Origin of the sequence: Pannonibacter phragmitetus (genome assembly GCF_050510895.1) — a bacterium.
Taxonomy (GTDB): Bacteria; Pseudomonadota; Alphaproteobacteria; order Rhizobiales; family Stappiaceae; genus Pannonibacter; species Pannonibacter phragmitetus_B.
Window position 1 is genome coordinate 2,169,446 of sequence record NZ_JBNINT010000001.1, and the last position, 24,774, is coordinate 2,194,219.

18 protein-coding genes and 6 pseudogenes are annotated in these 24,774 nt (G+C 61.8%); 11 read left to right on the forward strand and 13 right to left on the reverse strand.

Annotated elements, in window-relative coordinates:
- Nucleotides 1-60: 60 nt before the first annotated feature.
- Complete coding sequence (locus ACQB61_RS10180) at nt 61-432, reverse strand: response regulator (RefSeq protein ID WP_050471810.1); 372 nt, start codon at nt 430-432, stop codon at nt 61-63.
- Nucleotides 433-604: 172 nt separating this feature from the next.
- Between ACQB61_RS10180 and ACQB61_RS10185 the strand changes: the two genes are divergently transcribed.
- The 4 genes from ACQB61_RS10185 to ACQB61_RS10200 all read left to right on the forward strand — a co-directional run bounded on the left by ACQB61_RS10185 (nt 605) and on the right by ACQB61_RS10200 (nt 3,594).
- Nucleotides 605-874: a DUF3572 domain-containing protein gene (locus ACQB61_RS10185; RefSeq protein WP_430512544.1), complete on the forward strand. Its 270-nt coding sequence runs from the start codon at nt 605-607 to the stop codon at nt 872-874.
- 6 nt (nt 875-880) lie between these two features.
- The gene (locus ACQB61_RS10190; protein ID WP_430512545.1) at nt 881-1,552 is read left to right on the forward strand and encodes a hypothetical protein; all 672 of its coding nucleotides are present in this window, start codon (nt 881-883) and stop codon (nt 1,550-1,552) included.
- Between the two features lie 16 nt (nt 1,553-1,568).
- Nucleotides 1,569-2,897, forward strand: a complete 1,329-nt coding sequence (locus ACQB61_RS10195) for a DNA polymerase IV (protein ID WP_430512546.1) — start codon at nt 1,569-1,571, stop codon at nt 2,895-2,897.
- A 304-nt stretch (nt 2,898-3,201) separates the two neighbouring features.
- Complete coding sequence (locus ACQB61_RS10200) at nt 3,202-3,594, forward strand: DUF995 domain-containing protein (protein ID WP_430512547.1); 393 nt, start codon at nt 3,202-3,204, stop codon at nt 3,592-3,594.
- 72 nt (nt 3,595-3,666) lie between these two features.
- Here the strand turns inward: ACQB61_RS10200 and ACQB61_RS10205 are convergent.
- Nucleotides 3,667-4,571 (reverse strand): annotated as a pseudogene (locus ACQB61_RS10205) (cell envelope integrity EipB family protein).
- Nucleotides 4,572-4,805: 234 nt separating this feature from the next.
- On the opposite strand from ACQB61_RS10205, the gene ACQB61_RS10210 reads away from it, so the two are divergent.
- The 4 genes from ACQB61_RS10210 to ACQB61_RS10225 all read left to right on the forward strand — a co-directional run bounded on the left by ACQB61_RS10210 (nt 4,806) and on the right by ACQB61_RS10225 (nt 8,099).
- On the forward strand, nt 4,806-5,270 hold the full coding sequence (locus ACQB61_RS10210) for a RidA family protein (protein WP_430512548.1): 465 nt from the start codon (nt 4,806-4,808) through the stop codon (nt 5,268-5,270).
- Between the two features lie 87 nt (nt 5,271-5,357).
- Nucleotides 5,358-6,119 (forward strand): glycerophosphodiester phosphodiesterase family protein, encoded by a 762-nt coding sequence (locus ACQB61_RS10215; RefSeq protein WP_430512549.1) that lies wholly within the window; start codon nt 5,358-5,360, stop codon nt 6,117-6,119.
- A 128-nt stretch (nt 6,120-6,247) separates the two neighbouring features.
- Nucleotides 6,248-7,537, forward strand: coding sequence for a GNAT family N-acetyltransferase (locus tag ACQB61_RS10220; protein WP_430512550.1), 1,290 nt, complete (start codon nt 6,248-6,250; stop codon nt 7,535-7,537).
- Between the two features lie 133 nt (nt 7,538-7,670).
- The gene (locus ACQB61_RS10225) at nt 7,671-8,099 is read left to right on the forward strand and encodes an HIT family protein (protein WP_430512551.1); all 429 of its coding nucleotides are present in this window, start codon (nt 7,671-7,673) and stop codon (nt 8,097-8,099) included.
- A gap of 60 nt (nt 8,100-8,159) precedes the next feature.
- Here the strand turns inward: ACQB61_RS10225 and ACQB61_RS10230 are convergent, their stop codons facing one another.
- The 8 genes and pseudogenes from ACQB61_RS10230 to ACQB61_RS10265 all read right to left on the reverse strand — a co-directional run bounded on the left by ACQB61_RS10230 (nt 8,160) and on the right by ACQB61_RS10265 (nt 17,433).
- Entirely contained in the window at nt 8,160-8,522 is a 363-nt protein-coding gene (locus ACQB61_RS10230) for an AzlD domain-containing protein (RefSeq protein WP_430512552.1), read from the reverse strand.
- Nucleotides 8,523-8,823: 301 nt separating this feature from the next.
- A pseudogene (locus ACQB61_RS10235) lies at nt 8,824-9,339 on the reverse strand (AzlC family ABC transporter permease); the annotation flags it as partial.
- A 248-nt stretch (nt 9,340-9,587) separates the two neighbouring features.
- A pseudogene (locus tag ACQB61_RS10240) lies at nt 9,588-10,999 on the reverse strand (L-serine ammonia-lyase).
- Nucleotides 11,000-12,265 carry a serine hydroxymethyltransferase gene (gene glyA, locus ACQB61_RS10245; RefSeq protein ID WP_430512553.1) on the reverse strand — a complete coding sequence of 422 codons (1,266 nt, stop codon included), beginning with the start codon at nt 12,263-12,265 and terminating at the stop codon, nt 11,000-11,002.
- 72 nt (nt 12,266-12,337) lie between these two features.
- Complete coding sequence (locus ACQB61_RS10250) at nt 12,338-12,874, reverse strand: sarcosine oxidase subunit gamma (RefSeq protein WP_430512554.1); 537 nt, start codon at nt 12,872-12,874, stop codon at nt 12,338-12,340.
- 10 nt (nt 12,875-12,884) lie between these two features.
- Nucleotides 12,885-15,873, reverse strand: a pseudogene (locus ACQB61_RS10255) (sarcosine oxidase subunit alpha).
- A complete protein-coding gene (locus tag ACQB61_RS10260; RefSeq protein WP_430512555.1) occupies nt 15,870-16,169 on the reverse strand; it encodes a sarcosine oxidase subunit delta in 300 nt (99 codons plus the stop codon). The pseudogene ACQB61_RS10255 and the gene ACQB61_RS10260 overlap by 4 nt, the downstream one beginning before the upstream one ends.
- Nucleotides 16,170-16,179: 10 nt before the next feature.
- Nucleotides 16,180-17,433, reverse strand: a complete 1,254-nt coding sequence (locus ACQB61_RS10265) for a sarcosine oxidase subunit beta family protein (RefSeq protein ID WP_430512556.1) — start codon at nt 17,431-17,433, stop codon at nt 16,180-16,182.
- 64 nt (nt 17,434-17,497) lie between these two features.
- Here ACQB61_RS10265 and ACQB61_RS10270 point away from each other — a divergent pair, with 64 nt between their 5' ends.
- The gene (locus tag ACQB61_RS10270) at nt 17,498-18,538 is read left to right on the forward strand and encodes a GlxA family transcriptional regulator (RefSeq protein WP_430514342.1); all 1,041 of its coding nucleotides are present in this window, start codon (nt 17,498-17,500) and stop codon (nt 18,536-18,538) included.
- Here the strand turns inward: ACQB61_RS10270 and ACQB61_RS10275 are convergent.
- Together ACQB61_RS10275 and ACQB61_RS10280 are read right to left on the reverse strand one after the other, a co-directional pair.
- On the reverse strand, nt 18,522-19,595 hold the full coding sequence (locus tag ACQB61_RS10275; protein ID WP_430512557.1) for a 2Fe-2S iron-sulfur cluster-binding protein: 1,074 nt from the start codon (nt 19,593-19,595) through the stop codon (nt 18,522-18,524). The genes ACQB61_RS10270 and ACQB61_RS10275 overlap by 17 nt on opposite strands.
- A gap of 7 nt (nt 19,596-19,602) precedes the next feature.
- Nucleotides 19,603-20,841 carry an aromatic ring-hydroxylating oxygenase subunit alpha gene (locus ACQB61_RS10280; RefSeq protein WP_430512558.1) on the reverse strand — a complete coding sequence of 413 codons (1,239 nt, stop codon included), beginning with the start codon at nt 20,839-20,841 and terminating at the stop codon, nt 19,603-19,605.
- A gap of 152 nt (nt 20,842-20,993) precedes the next feature.
- On the opposite strand from ACQB61_RS10280, the pseudogene ACQB61_RS10285 reads away from it, so the two are divergent.
- Together ACQB61_RS10285 and ACQB61_RS10290 are read left to right on the forward strand one after the other, a co-directional pair.
- Nucleotides 20,994-21,137 (forward strand): annotated as a pseudogene (locus ACQB61_RS10285) (LysR family transcriptional regulator); the annotation flags it as partial.
- A 349-nt stretch (nt 21,138-21,486) separates the two neighbouring features.
- Nucleotides 21,487-21,927, forward strand: a complete 441-nt coding sequence (locus ACQB61_RS10290) for a LysR substrate-binding domain-containing protein (protein WP_430512559.1) — start codon at nt 21,487-21,489, stop codon at nt 21,925-21,927.
- Nucleotides 21,928-22,150: 223 nt separating this feature from the next.
- Here the strand turns inward: ACQB61_RS10290 and ACQB61_RS10295 are convergent.
- Nucleotides 22,151-24,711: pseudogene (locus ACQB61_RS10295) on the reverse strand (GcvT family protein).
- Nucleotides 24,712-24,774: the final 63 nt, after the last annotated feature.

A 24,774-nucleotide genomic window follows, 5' to 3' on the forward strand; every position in this document is an offset into this window, starting at 1 on the left:
ACGCACCTGCCCCTGCAGAATCCTGTGAGCTTCTGAGTAAGGTGCAGAAAGGCGTGAGGATCACGCCTCTCCGAGATAGGACCGCACCGTCTCAAGGAACTTGGTCACGGAGATCGGCTTGGAGATATAGGCCTCGCAGCCACCCTGCCGGATGCGCTCCTCGTCACCCTTCATGGCGAAGGCCGTCACTGCGATGACCGGGATGGTGCACAGGTCGTCGTCTTCCTTGATCCATTTGGTCACTTCCAGCCCCGACACTTCCGGCAGCTGGATATCCATGAGGATAAGGTCCGGCCGGTACTTGCGGGCCAGCTCCAGCGCTTCAATGCCGGTGCGGGTCTGCAGCGTGCCGTAGCCATGTGCTTCCAGAAGGTCGTGAAACAGCTTCATGTTGAGTTCGTTGTCTTCAACGATCAGCACGGTCTTGGACATGCAAAACAGCCTTCGCCGGTCACGGCACGGAGGGAAGCGGCAACAGGAGAGATGACGGCACAGCACCGATTGGCTGGCGTCTCTCCCCTGCCCGCATTACTTAAGAACAAATCGTAGCGCGGATTCGTTTCGGAAAGGCAAAAATGCAATGGCAATTCCTGAGTCTCGGAGCATGAGCTTTGAAAAAGCAGAAGAAATGGCCCTGGACGCGCTTTTGCACCTGACGCGCGACCCAGAATTGACAGGCCGGTTCCTTGCGCTCTCCGGTATCGGACCGGAATCGATTCGCTCTGCGGCTGCGGAGCCGGGATTTCTGGCAGGCGTTCTTGAGTTTTTCATGACCGATGAGCCGCTGCTGCTGGCCTATTGCGAGAATTCCGGCGTTCGCCCCACCATGCTTGCCGCCGCCCGCTATGTGCTGGCTGGCGACCCGGACGCCTGAGCGCCAATGTCCGCCCTCGCAAGCCCGGACCGCAGCGTCCTCGAACAGATTGCCATGCTGCCCCGTTCTCCCCGTCCGCTGATCATCTGCGACGTGGACGAAGTGGTGCTGCATATGATCCTGCATCTGGAGGAATTCCTTGCCGCGCGCGGGCTCGTGTTCCTCGCCTACAGCTACAGGCTGACCGGCAACATTGCCGAAGAGGCATCCGGCCGGGTGCTTGGAGCAGACGAAGTGCGCCGGCTGGTGCAAGGCTTTTTCGAGGATATCTCGGACCAGCAGACCATTGTGGACGGCGCAGCACCAGCCCTCACCCGCCTGTCTGAAGCCTTCGAGATCGTCTTTCTCACCAACCTGCCGGGCGTTGCCAACAAGCCCCTGCGCGAAAAGCTGCTGGCCAGCCATGGCCTCACCTTTCCGGTCGTCACCAACTCCGGCCCCAAGGGCGGGGCTGTGGCTGCCCTGTCGGCTGGGCGCGGTCAGCCCGTTGTCTTCATCGACGACAGCCCGCAGAACCTTCAATCGGTCGCACAGACCCTGCCCTCAGCACGGCTGATCCAGTTCGTGGCCGATGCACGCTTCCGCGAGGCACTTGATCCTCTGCCAGGCCTTGATCTCGTATCGGGTGACTGGCTTGAGACAGAAGCCCATATCAGGACTATGATTGCCTCCCGGTAGGATCAGGGTAAAAGGCATGGGCGAAGCGGGCAGCATAGATGTGGCATCAGCGGGGCCACGCCCCCGCCCGCTTTGCCGTGACTGCGGCGCAAGGCCGGAGCCGGGACGCCAGCGCTGCAGGGCCTGCGGCAGCCCGCGCCTTCTAAGCCATCCCGAGCTGGATGACCTCACCATCGCCCATATCGACTGCGACGCATTCTTTGCCTCCGTCGAAAAACGCGATAATCCGGAACTGCGTGACCTTCCCGTTATCGTTGGCGGCGGCCAGCGCGGGGTTGTCTCGACCTGCTGCTACATCGCCCGCATTCATGGGGTGCGATCGGCCATGCCCATGTACAAGGCGCTTGAAGCCTGCCCGGATGCGGTGGTGATCAAGCCCAATATGGCAAAATACGCCGAGACCGGGCGGCTGGTGCGCGAGCGGATGCTGGCGCTGACGCCGCTGGTGGAGCCTCTGTCCATCGATGAGGCATTTCTTGATCTCACTGGCACCGAGCGGCTGCACCACGCCACACCTGCCGAAGTGCTGGCCCGCTTCATCCGCGATCTGGAAAGCGAGGTGGGCATCACCGCTTCCGTTGGCCTTGCGCCCAACAAGTTCCTCGCCAAGATCGCCTCGGATCTCGACAAGCCGCGCGGCTTTTCGGTGATCGGCGCCGCTGAGGCGAAGAGCTTTCTGGCGGAACGGCACGTGGGTCTCATCTGGGGTGTCGGCAAGGTGTTCCAGGGCAAGCTTGCCAGCGACGGTATCACCACCATCGGCCAGCTTCAGGCCATGGACCCGTCCGATCTCATCCGCCGCTATGGCACCATGGGCCTGAGGCTGGCAAAACTCTGCCAGGGCGTGGATGACCGCACTGTCTCGCCGGAGCGGGAGACCAAGAGCATCAGTGCCGAAACCACATTCGACAAGGATATCGCCCAGGTGCCGGTGCTGCGGCCCATCCTGCGGGACCTGTCCGAAAAAGTGTCGCGGCGCATGAAGAAAGCTGGCTTCGCCGGGCGCACCGTCACGCTGAAACTGAAGACCGCAGACTTCCGCTCCATCACCCGCTCACGCCAGCTGTCCAGCCCGACGCAGCTGGCCGGACGCATCTTCACCCTTGGAGACGAGCTTCTTGCAGATGCAGCGAAGGGCCAGCATTTCCGCCTCATCGGCATCGGCCTTTCGGACCTTTGTGATGCAGACCTTGCCGATCCGGCTGATCTTGTCGATCAGGAGGCGGGCCGTCAGGCAAAGGCCGAGCGGGCCATCGACGCCTTGCGCGAGAAATTCGGCCTTACTGCCGTCGAAACAGGCCTGACCCATGCGGCCAAACTGAAACGGCGCCCTGAGGTAGAATAAAAGGGTCCTGACCTCCCGCGGCTCAGGACCGGCCAGCTTCAGCGCATAATACCATCCGGAAAAGTTTCTTCTTCTCAGAATATTAGCGGAAATTCTCAAATCGGCAGCACACCTTGAAAGACGAGCAATCGATCAAATTCAGGCACAAAAAAGACAATATTTTGCCTTTATTTTAATACTAGCGGCTGTTCTATTGTTCATGAATACCATTTCATGACTGAATCCCTGCGAAATATAAAGCCGCAGAACAATCTACTTTGGGGAAACAGCCCTAGAGACATGTGCGCTACGGGAGATTGAAATAATGAAGAACACTCTGACTGCTATCGCTTTGGCAGGAATGCTTGCAACCGGTCTTGCAGGGTGCAACTCGACATCTGGTTCGTCCAGCCCGCAGGCAAGTGCAGCGACACCGGCAGCTCCGCAGATGACGGCGAAGCGCGAGCAGTTGACGCAGGCAGAGGTCGTGGCGCTGTACACGGGTAAAACTGCACGCGGCTCGGGCCACTCGACGACCTACAAGGCGGACGGTACCTGGGTGAACAACTCCGGCGCAACAGGAAAGTGGACTGTCACGTCTGACGGCACTCTTGTGATGACAGGTGGAATGAACCTGCGTCTGCAGATTTTCCGGGAAGGCAACCGCTTCTATCACCGCAATGCAGTCTCTGGCGCAGGCGGCTATTACATGCTCTGAAGCTTGAGCAGAATGGGGGCGGCAGTACGCCTCCACATGCCATCGCAACAAGAAAAGCCGCCCGGACCTGACTTACGGGCGGCTTTTCTTATTCGTCGCAAGGGCTGCCGCCGGAAGGGCCTCGAAATTGGTCAGCTTGCCTTCGAGCTTGAAGTCGCCGTAGTCGAGCTTCAGCTTGCGGCTGACGCCATTTTCATAAAGCAGGAAGCTGATCTGATAGACGGGTGTTGCCTCGCCGCCATGGTCGAGTTCCGGATCGAAATAGGCGATCGTAACCGGCCAGCGCAGGCCTGCTCCGATGCCGGACACGGCCTTGGCCTCTTCCTCACCCGGCACGTCTTCGCCCGACTGGGCCGCACCGATGACGGCTGCGGTGCCATAGACTTTTTCGCCAGTCTCCGCTCCGTCAAATACATCCGCCTCGAAGAAAGAGCCGCCCTCTTTCGCCGCGTTGATCAGCGCCTGAATGTGAGAGATCGGGTAGTAGACATCCTTGCCTGTCTCGACCTTTTTTCCTCGGGCTCGGTGAGACTGATGATCAGGCCGTTGTCCTTTTCCTCGGCCGTACCGCGGGTTTCCACGGTCAGGGCCTGGCCGGAATAGGTCTGGCTGAGGAATTCCAGGGTGTTGGCCTCTGGTTCCTCGAAAGTGGAGTTGCGAAGGTCCGTGAGGCTTGAGATGCCGCTGTCATCCACAAAGCGGGTGACAATCCGCAAATTGACCGCATATCCCTCGCAGGCCGAACCCGTCATTTCATAGACCATGCGCCCGGTGACATCGGAGATGCTGACACCATCCCCTGCATCCGAGAGCTTCATGTCATAGACCGCACGGTGCGGCATCAGCGGCAGAGGCCCGGCCTTGGCGAAGGCGGCGGCGCTGCCCGCTCCCGCAAACCCGATCATGCCGGATAGAAAGATTGGCCAGGCGCGCCAGTACCCCTTGAAGATAGGAACGGCTGCTCGTTTTCCCGACATCAATCACTCCTCGCTCGAACCCACGAACTGTCAGACAGCAGCCCTTTCCCTAGCACACTCGCTACCAATTCGGGCAAGTTTGAAGCAGCGCGAAGCAAGTTTGCCCCCAAAGATGCCGCAAGTCAGCTTCCTGCCGTCAGTTTCAAGCGGCTGAAAGCCCGGAAGCCCTTGCCGGACGTGCAAATTTGCGCAATCACTGGCGCCGGTTCCCGCCCCTTTTCAGAGGAAGATTCCATGTCTGGTACCATCGAAGCCCGCCTTGCCGAACTCGGCGTCACCCTGCCGGTTCCCGTTGCTCCGCAGGCCAATTATGTTCCGGTGGTACGCACCGGCAATCTGCTGTTCATCGCTGGCCAGATTCCGATTGGCCCGAACGGCATCGAGTATGTCGGCAAGGTCGGTGCGGAGTTCAGCGTTGAGGAAGGCGCCGCCTGTGCCCGCCTGTGCGCTATCAACATCCTCGCCCAGACCAAGGCCGCCGTCGGCGACCTCGACAAGGTGGTGCGCGTCGTCAAGCTGACCGGCATGATCAATTCCACGCCGGAATTCACCCAGCAGTCGCAGGTCGTCAACGGCTGCTCTGACTTCATCGTCGAGGTGTTTGGTGACAAGGGCCGCCACGCCCGCACCTCCGTCTCCGTCGCCTCCCTGCCCTTCGGCGTTGCCGTCGAGGTCGAGGCTGTCATCGAAGTCGAATAATCTTCGGCTAATGCTCCGGGCGGGCTGCCTGCCCGGAGCATTCTTATCTCATGACGCGGCCATTGCCGCCATTCCGGATCATTTCTCATGACCGACCATTCCTGGATCGTCTCCCGCCCGATTGCCCACCGCGGCTTCCATACGGCTTCCGCCGGCATCATGGAGAACAGCCCCACCGCCGTTGCCGAGGCGATGACGCGCAATTACGCCATTGAGGTGGACGTGCAGGAAACCGCTGATGGCCGGGCGCTCGTGTTCCATGATGATGATCTGGACAGGCTGGCCGAAGGCACGGGCCCTGTTCTGTCACATACCGCTGCCGAACTGACTGCCATCCGCATGAAAAAGGGCACAGACCGGCTCTGGCTGCTGGAAGAGCTGCTGGAGCAGGTGAACGGCAAGGTGACGCTGGTCGTCGAGGTCAAATCCCTGATGAAGCCGGATGCGCAGGCGGATTTTGTGCGCGGCGTTGCCGATACGGTGCGCGGCTACAAGGGCCCGCTGGTGCTGAAATCCTTCGACCCGGACATGCTGTCCGTTCTGCGCGAATACGCTCCGGAAATCCCGCGCGGCATCGTTGCCGACAGCACGCCCAACAAGGGTGAATACCGCCAGCTGACGCGCATGCAGCGCTTCATCCACCGCCACCTGCTGCACGCCCCGCGCACCAAGCCGCATTTCATCTCCTATCATTACAAGGACTTGCCGATGATGGGGCCGAGCATCCTGCGCAAGTTCTTCGGTCTGCCGATCATGACCTGGACCGTGCGCGACCCGGCCGACCGTCAGCGCGCCCTCGCCTTTGCCGACCAGATCATTTTCGAGGGCTTTGACACCGACAAGGTGTGAGGCCGTCTGCGATCGAAACCGCATACTGCAAAATCTGCTTAAGGCCTCTTGCACTGAACGGCGCAGGCTCTACCCTTTAAGCGAGGCGCAAACCTCCCGCGCCAGTCAGCCTTGAGGATAGCGGTCGCATGAGCGGCAACACACCGGCAGATCAGGACGGCGGCCTTGCGGTGACGCTGCGCATAGCCAATAGCCTTGGCAGCGTTGCTGCGGAAGACTGGGACAGGCTCGCCAATCCGGGTTGGACTCTGGGCCCAGGCGGACGTCTTCAGGCTTCAGAAACTGAATCCGGACCGGACTTCAACCCCTTTATCTGTCACGCCTTTTTGCAAACGTTAGAGGAATCTGGCTGCGCCTCTGCCCGCAGCGGCTGGGCGCCGCGCCATCTGCTGCTGGAAGCGGAAGACGGACAATTGCTGGGCGCGGTTCCGGCCTGGCTGAAGAGCCATTCGCAGGGCGAATATGTGTTCGACCATGGCTGGGCCGAAGCGTTTCACCGGGCGGGCGGGGAATATTATCCCAAGCTTCAGGTCAGCGTCCCCTTCACGCCTGCAACAGGCCGCCGCTTCCTCACCCATCCTGATCTTGACCGGGAAACCGGCATCGCTGCCCTGTCGCAGGGGCTCGTGGAGGTCTGCCGCCAGTCAGGTGCCTCGTCCGTCCACGCCACGTTCCTGACGGAACCGGAATGGAACCAGCTGGGCCATGCTGGCTATCTGCTGCGCACCGACCAGCAGTTCCACTGGGAGAACAGGGATTATTCAAGCTTTGACGGTTTTCTGGAGGACCTTGCCTCACGCAAGCGCAAGTCGATCCGCAAGGAGCGCAAGGAAGCCCTGTCTGCCGGTATCGAGGTGGAGTGGGTGACGGGCCGTGATCTGACCGAGGCCCATTGGGATGCATTCTTCGCCTTTTACATGGACACCGGCGCACGCAAATGGGGCCGGCCCTATCTCAACCGGCGCTTCTTCTCGCTTGTGGGCGAGCGTATGGCGGAGCGCATTCTGCTGGTGATGGCCAAACGCGAGGGGCGCTATATTGCCGGAGCGCTGAACTTCATCGGTTCGGACACCCTCTTTGGCCGGAACTGGGGCTGCACGGAGCATCACCCCTTCCTGCATTTCGAGCTTTGCTACTATCAGGCCATCGACTTTGCCATCGCCCATGGTCTGAAGGTGGTGGAAGCAGGTGCACAAGGCGAGCACAAGCTGGCGCGCGGCTACCTGCCCCGCCTCACCCGCTCCGCCCACTGGATCGCCCATCCGGGCCTCAGGGCTGCCGTTGCCGATTATCTGGAGCGGGAGCGGCGTGCGGTCGAGATGGATGCAGCCATGCTCGCAGAGCATGCCCCCTTCCGCAAAGGCGGACAGGACCAGGCCACCGGAGCTGCATGTGACGCAGAGTCCTCAGAGGGTTGAGAGGCGCGTTTCACAAGCTGAATCAGCGCCTTCAGAAACAGAGTCAATGCAGCACCCTGCAGCGCAAATGCCCGTTGCCCGGCGTCGAGGGGGCAGCTAGGGTGCCCGCAAACACCCTTGAACGGAGAGACTGATGACCAGCCCTGCCTATGACGACAGCAATGTCTTTGCCAAGATCCTGCGCGGCGAACTGCCCTGCCACAAGCTCTATGAAGACGAAAAGACGCTGGTGATCATGGACATCATGCCCCGCGGCGACGGCCATGTGCTGGTGGTCCCCAAGGCGCCTTCCCGCAACATTCTCGATATCGCAGAGGAAGACCTCTTCGCCGTCATGGCGACCGTGAAGAAGATGGCGCAGGCCCTGATGAAGGCCTTCAGCGCCGATGGCACGACAATCCAGCAGTTTTCGGAAAGCGCTGGTGGCCAGGTAGTGTTCCACACCCATTTCCACGTGATCCCGCGCTTTGAAGGCGTCGCCTTGCGCCCCCACACCAGCGCCATGGCCGATCAGGCCGTTCTGGCCGAACAGGCAGACAAGATCCGCGCTGCGCTGGCATAATTCAAAAACGCTGTTGGTTGATACCAGCTCCCGCTGCGCCTCTCTTGCCGGGAGTTGGTATCACCCCAACAGCAGCCAGCCACCGATGAGAACGGCTTCGGCGGCAAGTACCCCGGCGAACACGGTCTGCCGGGCGGCATGGAAAGCGGCAAAGCCGCAAAGCGCGGCCGTGACGCGCAGCCAGACGGAGGTTTCCGCCAGCGCCCCGCTCGGAAAAAGGATCAGCTTCGAGATCACGCCCGCGACCAGAGCCGTGGCGATGGAACGCACGAAGATGAGGATTTCGCTGTCCTCGCGCAGGTTTCCAGCTGCCAGAACGCCAAGCCAGCGCCAGATATCCGTCGCCAGCCAACCGGCAAAAATGATCATCACATAGGGCCACCAGCTGGCCGCGCCCTGCATCAACGTGGCTTCTGTGGCCATCACTCAGCCCCCACCCGGCCCGGCGGGCAATACGCACGGCAAGATAAGCCGCCGTACCGCCGACAGCGCCGGTGATCAGCAGATCTGGCCCCGGCATAAGCCAATAGAACAATGGCCCCAGGACAAGACCAAGGATCATCGCCAGCTTGTCGGTGGGAAGACGGCCTGCGGTCCAGAGCGAACAAAGGAAATAGACCGGCGTCAGCAGGAACAGAGCACCGGCCACCATCGGCGGCATGGCTTCAATCAGCACATAGGAAACGCCGGTCACAATCGTCACCGTGCCAGTGAGAAAACAGGCAAAGCCGAGGAAAAACGGCAGCCGCCCGGACCTTGGCAGATCCGGCAGGTTTCGCATGGCAAAGACCCAGGCCGTGATGGCGACGAAATGCGAAGCGAACAGCAGCAGCCAGGTGGGCGCTTTCCTCTCCGCCCGCAGCACCGGCATCAGCGCAACGGTCATCGGCATCAAGCGCACGGACGCCAGCGCCACCGCAATGGCCGCCGGTATGAAGCCCACGCCAGAGGCAATCGCCCCCGTCAACACCACGATGCTGGGCAGCGCCCAGACAAGGCCCGCCATCAGCAGCGTCTGCGGCAGTGTCAGCCCGCTTTCCCGTGCCAGACCTGCATAGCCGACAAAAGCTGCGGCCAGAATAAAGCCCGGAATGGAAATGGCAGCGCGGACGCCCCGGAAAGCCCAGACCCGCGCCGGAAGGTCCTCCCCGGTCTGCGGTGCTGAAGCTGCCCCTGTTTCCATCTCTGGAGGCTGCATATCTGATTGCGTCATGATCCGTGATCCGTCCGGATGGACCATGGCCGGAGGCGAACCTCAACCAGCAGCGGCCCACCCGCTTGCAGAACATTGGCACACACGGAAGCAGTGTGCGGCAGGAGGCCTATTGGTAGCACTGCCAAGACGCACCGGCCAAGGCCGGGAGCGTGAAAAAGGGTTCGCTCCGGGCATCCGCCGCCCCCTATCAATATCCGAAGCAAAATGCTCGGATTCCGGCTCCCGGGACACGAGCGCGGCCGGGAACCGGCAAATTCGGAATCATCTGCCGGTCAGCATTCCGGCAAGTTGACGGCGATGCCGCCCTGGGATGTTTCCTTATACCGGTCGTTCATGTCCCGGCCGGTGTCCCGCATCACCCGGATGCAATTGTCCAGTGGCAGGAAATGCGTGCCGTCGCCGCGCAAGGCAAGGCTTGCGGCAGAGACGGCCTTGATCGCGCCGAGGGCATTACGCTCGATACAAGGAACCTGGACGAGCCCTGCAGCCGGATCGCAGGTCATGCCAAGGTGATGCTCCAGCGCGATTTCGGCTGCGTTCTCGACCTGTGCATTTGTGCCGCCCAGCACCGCGCAGAGCCCCGCCGCCGCCATGGCCGAAGCCGATCCGACCTCCCCTGGCAGCCAACCTCGGCACCCGAGATTGAGGCATTGTGCTTGATCAAGCCGCCGATGGCAGCTGCCACCAGCAGGTAGTCGCGGATCTTCTCCTGATCCGCCCCGACGCAGTGGTCGAGATAGTAGCGCCCCACGGCCGGCACGACACCGGCGGCACCATTGGTCGGTGAGGTCACAACCCGGCCACCGGCGGCGTTCTCCTCGTTCACAGCCATGGCATAGACGCTGAGCCAGTCATTTGCCTGATGCGGCTGGCTGAGGTTCTGCCCGCGCTCTCCTTCCAGCTGCCGGTGGATCGAGCGTGCCCGGCGGCGCACCTTGAGGCCGCCCGGCAGAATGCCCTCCTGCGTCAACCCCCGTGTAATGCAGCCGTTCATGGCGGCCCAGATTACATCGAGTCTCTCGTAGAGCTGTCCGCCCAGCTTATCACCCAGCCGCGCCTCCTCGTTGGCGCGCTTCATCTGGGCAATCGTCTTGCCAGAAGCTGCGCCCATCTCAAGCATCTGCGCCGCCGTTTCAAACGGATATGGCACGATGGCAATGTCCTGAATGGGGGCCTCCCCCGCCTGAAGCCCCTCCAGCTCCGCACTGGTCACGACAAAACCGCCGCCAACAGAGTAATAGGTCTGCTCGTGGCAAATCTGACCCTCAGCATCGAAGGCCTTCAGGATCATGCCGTTCGGATGGCCCGGCAGCGCCGGGCCGTAGTCAAAGACGAGATCACGGTCCGGCTCAAAGATCAGGCTGCCCAGGCCGTCCGGGTTCACGCGGCCGGTGCTGCGTACTTCGGCCTCAATTTCCTCGGCGCGGTTTGGGTCCATCGTGTCCGGCCGCAAACCACACAGACCGAGGATCACGGCGCGGTCGGTCGCATGCCCCTTGCCTGTGAAGGCGAGACTGCCATGCAGGCTTGCGTGAAGCCGGTGCGGACGGGCCATGCCAGTCACCTGGCCGCTCCCGCCACGCAGGTCGTCAAGGAAACGCGCAGCAGCGACCATCGGGCCCATCGTGTGTGAGGACGATGGGCCGATGCCGATCTTGAAAATGTCGAAGACCGAGAGGAACATTCAAGCCCCGTAGATTGGATAGCGGTCGCACATTGCCTTGACTTCGGCGCGGATGGAAGCTTCAAGCGCCGCATCCCCATCCGGGTTCGCTCCCAGAGCGCGCAGAACACGCAGGATCATCTGTCCGATCTGCCGGAACTCAGCCTCGCCAAAGCCACGTGTGGTGCCAGCCGAACTGCCCAGACGGATGCCGGACGTGACGAAGGGCTTTTCCGGATCAAACGGAATGGCGTTCTTGTTGCAGGTCAGGCCCGCCCGTTCGAGAGCGATCTCCGCAGCCTTGCCGGTGACACCAAGCGGGCGCAGATCGCACAGGACCATGTGGCAGTCCGTCCCGCCCGAAACGATGCCGACGCCGCCCTCAATAAGCGTATCTGCGAGCGCACGCGCATTGGCGATGACCGCTTTTGCATAGTCCTTGAACGAGGGCTGAAGCGCTTCGCCGAAGGCAACCGCCTTGGCAGCGATAACATGCATCAGCGGGCCGCCCTGGTTGCCGGGGAATACGGCAGAGTTGAGCTTCTTCGCCAGATCGCCGTCATTGGTCAGAATGACGCCGCCACGCGGGCCGCGCAGGGTCTTGTGTGTCGTCGAGGTGGTCACATGAGCGTGCGGCACCGGGTTCGGGTACTCGCCCGCAGCAATCAGACCCGCATAATGGGCCATATCAACCATCAGATAGGCACCAACCTCATCCGCAATGGCGCGGAAGGCGGCGAAATCCATGTGACGCGGATAGGCGGAAGCACCTGCCACGATCAGCTTCGGCCGCTCGGCGAGCGCTTTCTCGCGGACTTTCACCATGTCGATCAAATGCGTGTTCTCTTCAACCTCGTAGGAACCGACGTTGAACCACTTGCCCGACATGGTGACCGGCGAACCGTGGGTCAGATGCCCGCCATGAGCCAGTGACAGGCCCATGATCTTGTCACCCGGCTGCAGCAGCGCGAGGAAGACGGCCTGGTTGGCCTGAGCACCGGAATGCGGCTGCACGTTGGCATGTGCGGCCCCGAACAGCTGCTTCAGGCGGTCACGGGCGATGTCCTCAACCTCGTCCACGAACTCGCAGCCGCCGTAGTAGCGCTTGCCGGGATATCCCTCGGCGTACTTGTTCGTCAGAACAGATCCCTGAGCCGCCAGAACGTCAGGCGAAACAATGTTCTCCGACGCGATCAGCTCGATCTGATCCTGCTGACGCACCAGCTCGCGGGAAATGGCACCGGCGATGGCCTTGTCCGAAATCGCCTGAATATTGGTGTCGAACATGCGAAATCCTTTCTAGAGAGCGTGACGGTCTAAGGCCAGCGGGCCGCAGAAAAACATGTCGATGAAGCCAGTTCAGAGGCCGGCTTTGAGCTCAGCCGAGACCTTGGTCAGGATCGCCCGGACATGGGGCAGGAAACTGCGCCACACATCCATGCGGAAGCTGTCCGGCCCGTCGCGCCACAGGATCACGGTCGCGCTGTCAAACAGCGTCCGGACGGCGCGGCCAACAGGCAGCGCATCCAGGTCACGCGGACAGGCAGCCGTCAGCGCGGTCAGGGCCTGAGGCCCGGACAGGCGCAGCGTGATCTCGCGGTCGCTGATCTCAACGAGGCTGTGCGGGATCCGGGCATAGGCTTCAGCTCCTGCAGCAATCAGGGCCTGACGCCCGGCTTCGGGCACAAGGATCACCCACTCGTCAGGCCCAATGCACAGAACTTCGGTCGCGCCTGCATTGGATTTGTGGCTGACACGATCCGGCAGCTCCAGACCGAGAGCCTGCGCCAGCGTGGCGCGGTTCTCCTGCTTGACCCGCAGGGAAAACCGGGGAGACGAGCCCAGCTCTTCCAGAACGAAAGGCCCATCGGTGAAGTCATGGCGTTGTATGGTCATGTCGCGCTCCTCAGGCCTTCAGCCGTTCGCCTTCAGGGTCGTAGAAGTTCGTCGAGGTGATCGTGGCGCGCACCGTGCCATGCGGCATCGGAATATACACTGTCTCGCCCATGCGGCTGTGCCCGCCTGCGATCACCGCCATTGCGATGGGCCGCCCGAGTGCAACCGAGTCATAGGACGAAGTGACATGTCCCACCATCGTCATCGGCAGCTTCTGGTTCGGGTCCAGCACGATCTGTGCCCCCTCCTCCAGTCTGGAACGGTCCTCGGTCAGAAGGCCAACGAGCTGCTTGCGGTTCGGTGCCACGATGTCGGGACGGGCGAGTGAGCGCTTGCCGACAAAGTCTTTCTTGGCCTTGCCCACAGCCCAGTCGAGCCCCGCATCCTGCGGCGTGATCGTTCCATCCGTGTCCTGCCCCACGATGATGTAGCCCTTCTCGGCGCGCAGGACGTGCATCGTTTCCGTGCCATAGGGGCAGATGCCGTAGGGCTTTCCGGCCTCAAAGATCGCCTTCCAGAGCGCAAGGCCGTGACGGGCGGGAACGTTGATTTCAAAACCAAGTTCACCGGTAAAGCTGACGCGGAAGAGACGCGCCGGGAAACCCGCGACGGTGCATTCCGCCACCGACATGTGCGGGAAGGCCGCATCTGACATGTCCTGTCCCTCAACCAGCGGCTCAAGCACCTTGCGGGCATTCGGTCCGTTGACCGCAACGGTTGCCCATTGCTCGGTCGTGGAGGTCAGCCAGACATTCAGGTCCGGCCACTCGGTCTGAAGATAGTCTTCCATCATGTTCAACACCCGGGCGGCTCCGCCCGTGGTGGTGGTGACATGGAACAGATCGTTCGAAAGCCGCCCGATCACGCCATCGTCCCGGATGAAGCCATCTTCACCAAGCAGCAAGCCATACCGGCAGCGGCCCGGCTGCAGCTTGGCCCAGGGGTTGGTGTACATGCGGTTCATGAACTCGACCGCATCGGGGCCCGCGACCTCGATCTTGCCGAGGGTGGACGCATCGAACATACCTGCGGAGGCGCGTGTCTCCCGGCATTCGCGTGCGACGGCGGCGTGCATGTCTTCGCCCGCTTTCGGGAAATACCAGGCCCTGCGCCACAGCGAGACGGGCTCGAATACCGCGCCGTTCGCTTCAGCCCAGGGGTCGATGGGCGTCTTGCGGGTCAGTTCGAAGGTGTCGCCCTTGTGATAGCCCGCAAAGGCACCGAAGCTCGTCGGCGTATAAGGCGGCCGGAAGGTGGTGAGGCCCACCTCAGGCGGGGCCTTGCCCAGTGCGTCGGCTGCGATCATCAGACCATTGATGTTCGACATCTTGCCCTGATCGGTCGCCATGCCGTTCGTGGTGTAACGCTTCACATGCTCGATCGAGCGCATGCCCTCCCGGACGGCCAGACGAATGTCTTTGGCGGTCACATCATTCTGGAAGTCGATGAAGGCCTTGGCCTTGCCTGCGCTGCGGTCGGTCGGAAGTTCGGTCTGGCTGGTCCCCGTTCCAGGGCGGTCGCCCTCGACCCGGGCCGCCAGCATCTTTGCAGTCCGGCCCAGCGCCTCTGCCACAGCAAGCCCGGCGCGCGCGCCGTCCTCCAGCACAGGACCATAGCCCCAGAGCCCGCGTCCCGCGCCGGCGATCTGGCAGTCTTCCGTCTTGTGACCCGGCAGGAAGGTACGGCTCTCCTGGTCCCAGCTCAGTGAGCCTTTGGTGTGGGAGAAGAGATGCAGCGAGGGCGTCCAGCCCCCGAAATCAGAAGTGCATCACAGGCAATCTTGCGGCCCGCACCGGCCTTGCCATTGTGGACCGGGTTGACGCGCACGCCGCTGACGCGCAGACGGCCATAGGTGGCAGTCGCAGTGTGGCTGGTCAGCACCTCAATTCCACGGCGGCGCGCCGCCTCGACAAGGTCAGGGCGAACCTGACCACGCGTGTCGGCAATGGCTGCAATCCGGCAGCCTGCGTCCGAAAGATCGAAGGCGGCATACCAGGCGCTGTCGTGGCTCGTGACCACGGCCGCGCAGTCGCCAACCTTGACGCCATAGCGGTTGAGGTAGGTCTGTGCCGCGCCAGCCAGCATCACGCCCGGACGGTCGTTTCCGTCAAAGACAAGCGGCTTTTCCAGCGCGCCCTGCGCCAGCACGACCTGTTGCGCACGAACCCGCCACATCCGTTCACGCGGAGCCCCCTGCGGAGGCTGGTCCAGATGGTCGGTCAGCCGCTCGGTCAGACCAACCATGTTCTGATGATAGTAGCCGATGGCCGTTGTCCGCGTCATCAGCGTGACACCGGTCGCACGCAGCTGGGAAAGCTGCTCGTCAAGCCAGGACCAGGCGCTCATCCCCTCGATCTGCACAGACGGATCAGACAGAAGCGAGCCCCCATTTCCGGGTTCTCATCAACCAGAACAACCTTGGCGCCGGATTGCGCTGCAGTCAGGGCTGCCGCGATGCCAGCTGCACCGCCGCCCACGACCAGCACATCCGTATGCAGATAGCGCGAGGCATAATTGTCCGGGTCCGGCTCTGTGGGCGATTTGCCAAGGCCAGCGGCAGCGCGAATGAAAGGCTCATAGACCTTGTCCCAGAAGCTGCGCGGCCACATGAAGGTCTTGTAGTAGAAGCCAGCGGAAAACAGCATGTAGGCGCGGTCGTTCACCGCCCCGATATCGAACTTCAGCGATGGCCACTTGTTCTGGCTTTCCGCCATCAGCCCTTCGCGCAGTTCCTGCACGGTGGCACGGGTGTTCGGCTCGAACCGGCCCGGTCCACGTGAGGTGCCGATCAGGGCGTTCGGCTCTTCCGTACCGGCGCTCACCGGCCCGCGGGGGCGGTGATACTTGAAGGAACGGCCCATCAGATGCACGCCATTGGCCAGCAGCGCCGATGCGACCGTGTCACCGCGAAGACCTGAATAATGGCGGCCATCAAAGGTGAAGCTGACAGGCTTGGCGGGATCAATCCGGCCCAGGCCGGGGACGCGATAGCGGCTCATTCCACGCCCTCCAGTTCGGTCTGTGCCGGACGTACTTCGCCGGCCTTGTATGTTTTCAGGAACCTGTCGCTGACCGTGTCGCGGCAGGCGTTGAAAAAGCGGCCGCAGCCGTGAATGTGCCGCCAGCGTTCAAAATGCTTCCCGCGTGCGTTGGTGCGGATGAAGAGGAAATCACGCCATTCCTCGTCCGAGAGAGCGGAAGGGTCTGCCGGGCGCGCGATATGGGCCTCGCCCGCATAGGCAAACTCGAGCTCAGGCAGGGTTTCGTCGCAATAAGGACAATGGATCAGGAGCATCGGAAACCTCTCAGTGCGCGACGGCGGCGGCAGCGGCCTCGTCGATCAGACGGCCGGTGGTGAAGCGTTCCAGGGTGAAGGGGGCGTTAGCCGGATGCGGCTCGTCCTTGGCGACGGTCCAGGCCAGCGTGTGGGCGGCGCCCGGCGTCGCCTTGAAGCCACCGGTGCCCCATCCGCAGTTGACGTAAAGCCCCTTGACCGACGTCTTGCCGAGGATGGCGCTGCGGTCAGGCGTTACGTCCACGATGCCGCCCCACTTGCGGAGCATCCGCATCCGGTTGAAAATCGGGAACACTTCGCAGATTGCCGCCACCGTGTGCTCGATCAGCGGCAGGCCGCCGCGCTGGCTGTAGCTGGTGTACTGGTCAGTGCCCGAACCGATCACGAGCTCGCCCTTGTCGGACTGGCTGATATAGGCGTGAACCGTGTTCGACATGACGACGCACGGGAAAATGGGCTTCACCGGCTCGCTGACCAGCGCCTGCAACGGATAGCTTTCCAGCGGCATACGCACACCGGCGCTGTCCATGACAACGCTGGTGTGACCGGCGGCGGAAACGGCAACCTTCTTCGCCTTGATGAACCCTCTGGCGGTTTCGACGCCGATGACGCTGCCATCGGGCCCGCGCCGGATCGCCGTCACCGGGCAGTTCTGGATGATGTCGACGCCCCGGGCCGCCGCCGCCCGTGCATAGCCCCATGCCACCGCGTCGTGGCGCGCTGTTCCCGCACGCATCTGCAGCGCCGCCCCCATGACCGGATAGCGCGCATCCGGGCTGATGTTCAGTGGCGGACAGAAGGCCTTGGCTTCGGCTGCCGTCAGCCAGCGGTTATCAACCCCATTGAGCCGGTTGGCGTGAATGTGGCGCTGGAAGGACTGCACGTCATGGACATTATGCGCCAGCATCATCACGCCGCGCTTGGAATACATGACGTTGTAGTTCAGCTCCTGACTGAGGTTCTCCCAAAGGTCCAGAGCATGATCGTAGAGCCGGGCGCTTTCGTCATAGAGATAGTTGGAGCGGATGATCGTCGTGTTCCGCCCCGTGTTGCCGCCGCCCAGCCAGCCCTTGTCGATCACCGCGACATTGGCGATGCCATGTTCCTTGGCTAGGTAATAGGCCGCGCCCAGACCATGTCCGCCCGCCCCGACAATGATCACATCATATTCGGCCTTGGGCTGGCTGTCCGGCCACTGCTCGCGCCAGTTCTTGTGGCCTGTCAACGCGTTCTTGAGCAGGGACATGGCAGAGAAACGTTGCATAGCGGGATCCTCTTAATCGCAGCTGAGTGTCACATTAGGGTCTCGTCCCGCTCCTTGACTGTAGATTTGCGCCAGGTGTCATGTAGGATCGCGTCATGACACCTGCCCGTGCCATCCCCCTGCCCGCCTGCGCGTCGCCTTCCTTCTGGCCGACCAGTTCACGCTGTCGGCTTTTGCCAATTTCGTGGATGTCTTGCGGCTGGCATCAGATGATGCCGACAAGTCGAGGCGGATTCTGTGCGACTGGACCGTACTGGCAGAACGCATGGAACCCATCCGCTCAAGCTGCGGCGTGCGGGTGCAGCCCGATACCCAGCTCCGCCGGGCGGGAGCCTTTGATTATCTCGTGGTCGTTGGCGGGCTGATCAGCGACCGGGCCGCCTTTGGCCCGCAGTCGCTCGACTTCATTACGGAAACAGCGGCGCAGGGCGTGCCACTGGTTGGACTGTGCACCGGGGTGTTCACGCTGCAGGCTGCTGGCCTGTTGCAAGGCTACCGCTGCTGCGTCAGCTGGTTCCACCATCAGGATTTCATCGACCGGTTCGACAACGAGACACCGATTTCGGACCAGATCTTCGTGGTGGACCGCGACCGGCTTACCTGCTCCGGCGGATATGGCGCGGCACATCTGGCCGCATTTCTGGTGCAGCGCCACGTCGGGCAGTCTGCCGCAACGAAGAGCCTTAACATCATGATGATTGAGGATGCGCTCAGCGGCCAGCGCGCCCAACCCGGCCAGATGCTCGCAAGGCAGGCAAGGGATGAGCTGGTCAAGCGGGCCGTCTTGAAGATGCAGCAGAACATCGAACAGACACTGAGCGTCGACCAGATCGCGGCCGCGCTCGGAGCTGCCCGCCGAACGCTGGAACGCCGGTTCCAAGCAGATCTTGGGCAGTCGCCCCGCCGTATCTATCTGGAAATCCGGCTGGACCGCGCTTCGGCCCGGCTGCGCCGGACCGAACAGTCAGTGACGGAAATTGCACTCGCCTGCGGCTTTTGCGACGCGCCGCATCTGGCGCGTGCGTTGAAGGCCGAGCGCGGGCTGACACCAGGTGAAATCCGCAGCGGCAGGTTAGCCGGCGCTGGTCCTACGCCTCAAGAGTGACGGTGCCGCGAGGGTTCGAGCAGCAGGCAAGGATGTAGCCTTCCTCGATCTCGTCATCGCTGATCCCGCCATTGTGGACCATGTGCACCTCACCCGACAGCTTGCGGATGCGGCAGCTGCCACACACGCCCATACTGCAGCCGAAGGGAATAGCCACACCGGCTGCACGGGCCGCATGCAGAACGGTGTCCATGGTGCTGCAATCGTGAGTAACGCCGGAGTCCTCGAACACCAGCTTCGCCGTCTCTTCCACTGCATCGGAGCTCGTGCCCGTCTCGACCACGGGCACCTCACCAGCCTCAGGTGTGCCGAAGCTTTCCTGATGATAGTGGGCCATGTCGAAGCCGAGGCCAGCCAGCGCTTCGCTGACCGACTGCATGAAGCCTTCCGGCCCGCAGCAGAACACCTCGCGCTCAAGGTAATCCGGCGCCATCAGACCCAGCATCAGCTGGTTGAAGCGCCCCATGTACCCGGTCCACGGCTGATAGATATCGCTTTCCTGCACGACCCATTTCAGGTCCAGCCCTTCGATCCGGGAAGCCATATGCTCAAGCCTGCGCTTGAAGATGATTTCGGAAGGGCGTTTTGCGCAGTTCACGAAGACGATGTCACAGTTACGGCCAAGGTCGTAAAACTCGGTGGTCATCGACATCATGGGCGTGATGCCCGAACCGGCAGAGATGAAGAGGTACTTTTTCGCCGGGAAATGGGTGGACGTGAAACGCCCACCAGGCCCCTTGACCTTCAGCCTTGTTCCCGGCCGCACGTTGTTCATGATCCAGCGCGTGCCGATACTGTCCGGCTGCGCCTTGATGGTAATCGTCAGCGACTTCGGCCGGCTCGGTGACGATGAGATCGTATAAGTCCGGTAGATCGGGCCGCCTGGCACCGGCAGTTCCAGCGTGAGGAACTGACCGGCCAGAAAGACAAATGGGCGGCCGGACGGCGCCTGAAAACAGACCGTCACGACATCAGGGGCTTCCGGCAGGATCGAGACGCATTCCAAAAGTTCGTCATCGGTCCATTTTGCCGTCACGGCCTGCAGGGCATCAACCATATCAACTTCACTCCGCCGCGATTGCGAGGCCCGGCTGGCGGGTGCGCATGCGGTCAAGATACCAGTTCACAAACTGGATTACGCCGTCCTCATGCAGGGTCGAATAGGGCCCCGGCTCATAAGCGGGCGAACAAATGCCCTGCTGATTATGTTCAACCACGCGGCGGTCTTCGTCGTTGGTATGCTCCCAGACCGTCGTCAGGTTCTTCAGATCATAATCGACGCCCTCAACCGCATCCTTGTTGACCAGCCAGGTCGTCTGCACCTCGGTTTCCATGGGGCTGATCGGGGTCACGCGGAAGGTGATCGAATGATCGGCCAGGAAGTGGTTCCAGGTCGTCGGATAGTGGAACAGAAGCAGCGTGCCAGCATCCAGGAACGGAACCCGGCCAAGCGGATTCTGGACCGCAATCTTGCCGTCGAGCGTGTAGCTCTCCGCCCCATCCAGCAGCGGCATCCGCGCCACGCGGAACTGGCCGTCCTGCGCCATCTTGAAGCGCGAAGGGGCACCGGCGCCTTCCAGGCGGTTGAAGTGGTTCTCAACCTTTTCAGGGAAGGTTCCATCCGGACTGACACCAGTGATCGAAGGATCTTCCGGATAGGTGCGGCAGAGGTCGGGGTGGTTGCCCGCGCAGTGATAGCACTCGCGGTTGTTCTCCCAGACAAGCTTCCAGTTGCCATTCTCGATGATGGTGGACTGGAAAGCGATCTTGGCATCGCTCAGATCGTGAACGCCAAGATAAGGCGTCACGGTGCTTGCAAATTCTTCGAAATCAGGCGCATCCGCCGCAAGGCAGATATAGACCAGCCCAGCAACGACGCGGCAATGGACGGGCTTCAGGCTGTGCTGGGACGGGTCAAAATCCGCGCCCATGTCACGCGCCCAGACCAGCTTGCCATCGAGGCCATAGGTCCACTGGTGATAGGGGCAGGTCAGCTTGGCCAGACGTCCCTTAGGCGAGGTGCAGATGACCGAGCCACGATGCCGGCAGGAATTGTGAAATGCCTGGATGTTCCCCTGATTGTCGCGCACCACGACCACGTCATAGGCGCCGATCCGAAGACGCTGGTAGCTGCCAGGCTTTTCCAGCGAACAGGCCGGAAATGCAAACAGCCAGTCGCGGTAGAAGATCGTCTCCATGTCTTCGGCAAACACTTCAGCCGAAGTGTAAAAGGCCTGCGGCAGACCATAACCGGGCTTGTGCTGGGCAAGCAGTTCGGAGAGAGGCTGGGTGTATCCTGGCATGGTAGGCTCCTGAAAAGCCGGGTTGATCTACTTGCAACGAAGCCAGTCCGGCTGTTCCTTGACAAGAGGGTAAATTCTCATGTGAGATTAGCCCAGCTAAACGCATGCCATTTCGTCACGGCAGCGACCCTTCCTGTACCGGAAACGACATCATGCCCAAGCCATACAACCTTCCTCCGCTTGGCGATCTTGCCTGTTTCGAGGTGGCGGCAAGGCATTTGAGCTTCAAGCGTGCCTCTGCCGAACTGAACGTGACGCCAGCAGCCGTTAGCCACCGGATCAAGACGCTGGAACAGGAGCTGGGCCAGAATTTGTTTGTCCGCCACTACCGGGGCGTGGAACTGACAGAGGCCGGAGCCTTGCTGTTCGTTGCGCTTCAGCGCGGGTTAGAGCGGATTTCGGAAGGAGTGAGCCGCATCCGTAACGGCCCCGTGCGCTCCGGCGTCTCGATTGCTGCGACGACAGCCGTCAGCACCCTCTGGCTGACGCCGCGGCTTGCCGGTTTTTTCGCACTTCGCCCGGACATCACCCTGTCGCAGGTCGTTCAGGATGGCGTTGCGCCTGAAGGGGTTGATCTAAGCATCCATTACGGCGATCCGTCAGAGGTGGCGGATGAAACGGTGGTGCTGATGCAGGGGCGGATTCTTGCGCTCGGCACACGGCAGTTCGACGAGCGCCATCAGATCTCGCACGCTGAAGGATCTGGCGCGGGCGCCGCTGATCCACACCCGTTCGGACCAGCCAGGATGGACGACCTGGCGCGACTGGTTTGGGGCGCTGGCCGGAACCGAGCCTCAAGGCCCCGGCTTTTCACTCAACAACTACCTCGTCTCACTTCAGGCCGCGGAAGACAGTATCGGCGCGGTTCTCGGCTGGGACGCGCTGCTGGAAGACCATCTTCAGACAGGCAGGCTAGTGCCCCTTGTGCCGGAGGCGCTTCCCTCGCCATGGCCCTTTTATCTGCGCATCCACGGCCATGCCTCCGAGGACGCCCGGCTTCTCGCAAACTGGTTGATCGATCAGTGTGCCGGGCCCGGCAATACGCAGGCGCCAACACGGGCAGACCAGCGGCCCACTCTGCCTTAAGAGGGCTGGTTCTTGTCACAACAACGGCAAGGGCACGCACGCGCTCAGACTGTCCAGTCGATTGTCCAAACACGAAAAGGGCATGACCAAAGCCCTGCCCGGCAAAAGGCAGAAGGCCATAGGTCATACCCCGGCAATCCGTTTTCTATTGGCCGCTCCACGATCATTGGCCTTCGCTCAAGGCGAAGGCCAATGACGTTAGCTCAGCTAAACCAGGCTTCGCTCAGCTTCTGGGCTTGAGGTTCTGCGGGTCATAGAGAGGTGCGTAACCGATACCAGCAACTTCAACGGGATAGAGTTCGTCGAAGTAGCTGACCTGCAGCTTGCGGCCGATCTGACAGTATTCCCAAGGCAGATAGGCCAGTGCGATGTTCTTGCCGATGGTCGGACCATAGGCAATCGACGTGGTGTAGGAGCGGCGGCCGAGAGTGTCGACCAGTACCTTGCCCGTGTCCGGATCCATCACCGGCAGGGTCCCGACGGGGTAGCGGGCGGTGCCCGTGCTGTCGGTGTTATCGGTCATCACCAGCGTGCAGAGCATTGCCGGCTGATGTTCGCGGGCACGGTATTCGACGTGCTTTGCCTTGCCGACGAAATCCGGCTCCTTGACCTTCGGACGGGCAAGGTCTGCCTCGAAGAGGTTGTATTGCGTCAGAAGGTCGGCGTTCTGCAGACGCAGCGACTTTTCCAGACGGCGCGAGTTGGCATAGGTCTCGACACCAACCGCCATCACCCCTGCCCCGCGCAGCGCATCCCAGACGGCCAGACCGTCGGAATAGCGCATGTGCAGCTCCCAGCCCTGCTCACCGACATAGGAAATGCGGAAGGCCATGACCTTGCAGCCCGCGATCTCGATCTGCCGGATGGCGGCGAAGGGGAAGTTTGCCACGTCCAGCGCATCGGGATCGGCGACGACCTTCTTGAGATTCTCGCGAGCGTTCGGGCCCCAGATGCCGATGGTGGTGTAGTCCTCGGTCACATCGGTGATGGTGACGTCGAAGCCCTTGTCCTGCGCCACGCGGCGCATATACATCTGATCACGCGGCCCTGCATCAGCACCATTCACCAGACGGCAACGGTCCTCCATGCGGAAGACCGTGAAGTCAGCGCGAACCATGCCTTCCTCGTCCAGCATATGGGTGTAGATGCCCTTCCCGATGTTCGCGTCGCCGCCGATCTTGGCCGCGCAGAGCCATTCCATCAATGCGACATGATCCGGCCCCGAGATGTCGGTCATGTGGAAATGCGACAGGTTGATGATGCCGCAATCGGCGCTCATCTCCAGCTGCTCGGCGTTGGAAACGCGCCAGAAGTGGCGGCTGTCCCACTCGTTCTCCCGAACTGGCACCTGACCGGCATATTTCTCGAGAAGGTGCTCATTGGCTGCATAGCCATGCGCACGCTCCCAGCCGCCCAGCTCCATGAAATAGCCGCCCAGCTCCTTCTCACGCTCGTAGAAGGGCGAACGGCGGATACCACGGCCATTGGCGAAGGGCTCACGCGGATGGACCGGCGGGTTGTAGATTTTGGCGGCGGTTTCCTCGCAGCGGCCCCAGATGAAATCCTCCGTCAGCTGGAAATCGCTGAAGCGCGCATAGTCGATGCGGTTGTGATCGATATCCGTGCGGCCCTTGGTCATCCAGTCCGCAATCAGCTTGCCCATGCCCGGGCCATCCTTGACCCAGATCGCCACGGCATACCACAGGCCCCGCAGCTTGCGGCTTTCGCCCATGGAAGGCCCGCCGTCGGTCGTCGTCTGAAGAAGCCCGTTGAAGGAATGGCTTTCGTTGAAGCCCAGTTCGGCCAGAATCGGCGTCAGTTCCATCGCCCGCTCAAGCGGCTCGATCACATCTTCCAGCACCAGATCGCGCTGCGAGGGGACAGCCGCGCCTCGTGCTTTTCAAGGAGATCGCGCGGATGGACCATCCGCACGTCCTTTTCGTAGTAGTAGCCCCACTCGATCTGACCGCCTTCGGTGGTGTTGGGATCACCGGTGTCGCGCAGATAGGCCGAATTGCCCTGATCGCGCAGCAGCGGACGGCCGATTTCGAGGCCGGTGCCGGCAAATTCATTGTAGGGGCCGAAGAAGGTCAGCGGGTGATCGACCGGCATCACCGGCAGGTCCTCGCCCGCCAGTCCGGCAATCAGGCGGCCCCAGAGACCTGCGCAGACCACCACGTAATCGGCCATGATCGTTCCACGCGTCGTGCGCACGCCGGTGACGCGGCCATTCTCGTGCAGAAGCTCAAGCGCCGGGGTGTTGGCAAAGATCTTCAACTTGCCAGCCGCCTCGGCCATGTCCACGAGCTTGGCGGCAACCGTCTGCGAGCGCGGCACAACAAGGCCGGCATCCGGGTCCCACAGCGCGCCCTGAATCTGATCCTCTTCCAGAAGCGGGAACTTCTCCTTGGCCTCTGCAGCCGAGATCATGGTCACGTTGGTGCCGAAGGCGCGTCCGGAGTCCACCTTGCGCTTCAGTTCGGCCATACGGGCATCGTCACCCACACGTGCGACTTCAAGCCCGCCGATGCGCTGGTAGTTGCCGAGCTTCTCGTAGAAGTCCATGGAGTACATGGTCGTCCAGCAGGACAGGAAGTCGTGGCTGGTCGCATAGCAGAAATCGGAGGCATGAGCCGTAGAGCCAATGTCCGTCGGGATGCCCGACTTGTCGATGCCCACAATATCATCCCATCCGTTTTCGATCAGGTGATGAGCAACAGAGGCACCGACAATGCCGCCGAGACCGACAATGACAACGCGGGCGCGGGATGGAAACGTGGACATATTCTTCATCCTTCAAGACTGCGGCAAAACGGCGGGGCCGCGGATCATGGGTACAGATCATGT

What these genes read in the sequence shown, in the direction of transcription:
- ACQB61_RS10230 (WP_430512552.1), bottom strand. Translation starts at nt 8,522, where the DNA reads ATGGCCACAGAAGCCACGTTGATGCAGGGCGCGGCCAGCTGGTGGCCC.
- ACQB61_RS10215 (WP_430512549.1), top strand. Translation starts at nt 5,358, where the DNA reads ATGACCGACCATTCCTGGATCGTCTCCCGCCCGATTGCCCACCGCGGC.
- ACQB61_RS10250 (WP_430512554.1), bottom strand. Translation starts at nt 12,874, where the DNA reads ATGACCATACAACGCCATGACTTCACCGATGGGCCTTTCGTTCTGGAA.
- ACQB61_RS10220 (WP_430512550.1), top strand. Translation starts at nt 6,248, where the DNA reads ATGAGCGGCAACACACCGGCAGATCAGGACGGCGGCCTTGCGGTGACG.
- ACQB61_RS10275 (WP_430512557.1), bottom strand. Translation starts at nt 19,595, where the DNA reads ATGGTTGATGCCCTGCAGGCCGTGACGGCAAAATGGACCGATGACGAA.
- ACQB61_RS10280 (WP_430512558.1), bottom strand. Translation starts at nt 20,841, where the DNA reads ATGCCAGGATACACCCAGCCTCTCTCCGAACTGCTTGCCCAGCACAAG.
- ACQB61_RS10265 (WP_430512556.1), bottom strand. Translation starts at nt 17,433, where the DNA reads ATGCAACGTTTCTCTGCCATGTCCCTGCTCAAGAACGCGTTGACAGGC.
- glyA (WP_430512553.1), bottom strand. Translation starts at nt 12,265, where the DNA reads ATGTTCGACACCAATATTCAGGCGATTTCGGACAAGGCCATCGCCGGT.
- ACQB61_RS10225 (WP_430512551.1), top strand. Translation starts at nt 7,671, where the DNA reads ATGACCAGCCCTGCCTATGACGACAGCAATGTCTTTGCCAAGATCCTG.
- ACQB61_RS10260 (WP_430512555.1), bottom strand. Translation starts at nt 16,169, where the DNA reads ATGCTCCTGATCCATTGTCCTTATTGCGACGAAACCCTGCCTGAGCTC.
- ACQB61_RS10210 (WP_430512548.1), top strand. Translation starts at nt 4,806, where the DNA reads ATGTCTGGTACCATCGAAGCCCGCCTTGCCGAACTCGGCGTCACCCTG.
- ACQB61_RS10190 (WP_430512545.1), top strand. Translation starts at nt 881, where the DNA reads ATGTCCGCCCTCGCAAGCCCGGACCGCAGCGTCCTCGAACAGATTGCC.
- ACQB61_RS10180 (WP_050471810.1), bottom strand. Translation starts at nt 432, where the DNA reads ATGTCCAAGACCGTGCTGATCGTTGAAGACAACGAACTCAACATGAAG.
- ACQB61_RS10185 (WP_430512544.1), top strand. Translation starts at nt 605, where the DNA reads ATGAGCTTTGAAAAAGCAGAAGAAATGGCCCTGGACGCGCTTTTGCAC.
- ACQB61_RS10195 (WP_430512546.1), top strand. Translation starts at nt 1,569, where the DNA reads ATGGGCGAAGCGGGCAGCATAGATGTGGCATCAGCGGGGCCACGCCCC.
- ACQB61_RS10200 (WP_430512547.1), top strand. Translation starts at nt 3,202, where the DNA reads ATGAAGAACACTCTGACTGCTATCGCTTTGGCAGGAATGCTTGCAACC.